General features: G+C 40.1%; 1 protein-coding gene. It reads right to left on the minus strand.

Annotated elements, in window-relative coordinates:
• Nucleotides 1-719: ISAs1 family transposase (locus A3220_RS16480; protein WP_128082456.1), on the minus strand; the 719-nt coding region annotated here is incomplete at its 3' end.
• Nucleotides 720-812: the final 93 nt, after the last annotated feature.

The raw sequence follows: 812 nt of genomic DNA on the forward strand, positions 1-812 counted from the left end.
CAAACCCTTGTTTCAATGCGCCCATGCCCTGAGCTTATTTCGGTATGTTTATCATAGTTGCTATTGGTCAATCCTTCGCGCTCACTCTTGTGCCACCAAGCTTCTAATTCACTCTGCATACCTGAATGGTTACCTTTGAGCGCTAGGATATAATCAGCTTTTTGTTTAATTATTTGTTTCGCTATTTCTTGCTGGCAGCCCATAGCATCAAGTGTAATGATGCTATTTTCAATATCTAGCATGGTGAGTAACTCAGGTATGGCTGTGATTTCATTTGTTTTGCTATCAACGGCTGTTTGCCCTAAAACTAACTGGTGTTGGCAGCTCCATGCACTGACGGTATGTAAAGCACTTTTTCTATCTTTGGTTGTAAATGAACGACGTGCAGTTTTTCCATCCATAGCAATAATATCAGCACCCGTGGTTTCAATAAGTGAAGATATCCAAGATTGAAATGCATGCTCTATTTCATCTGATTTTAACCGACAAATGACACGGGCTATGGTGTCGTGTCTTGGAATACCCGCGTTGAAAGCGCCATATCTTTTTAACCAATCAAGTTTTAGATGCCCAAAGTCTTCAATATCCTCCCATCCTTGTGCACCGGAGATTACTGCACTAATGGCTAAAAGGAGAATATCGATAAGCTCATGCTTTTTACAGCGTTCAATGCGAGGATCGGTAATTGAATTAAAGTGTTTCAGAAAAGTAGCGCTCATATTTTACGTGACCAAGGTGATTATTATGCCTTGATCTGATCACTACATATTCTATAAGTTCAATTTATAATGATCTTGCCGTGATCAACCCCC

It is taken from the genome of Halomonas sp. KX33721, from assembly GCF_001596805.1.
GTDB lineage: Bacteria > Pseudomonadota > Gammaproteobacteria > Pseudomonadales > Halomonadaceae > Vreelandella > Vreelandella aquamarina.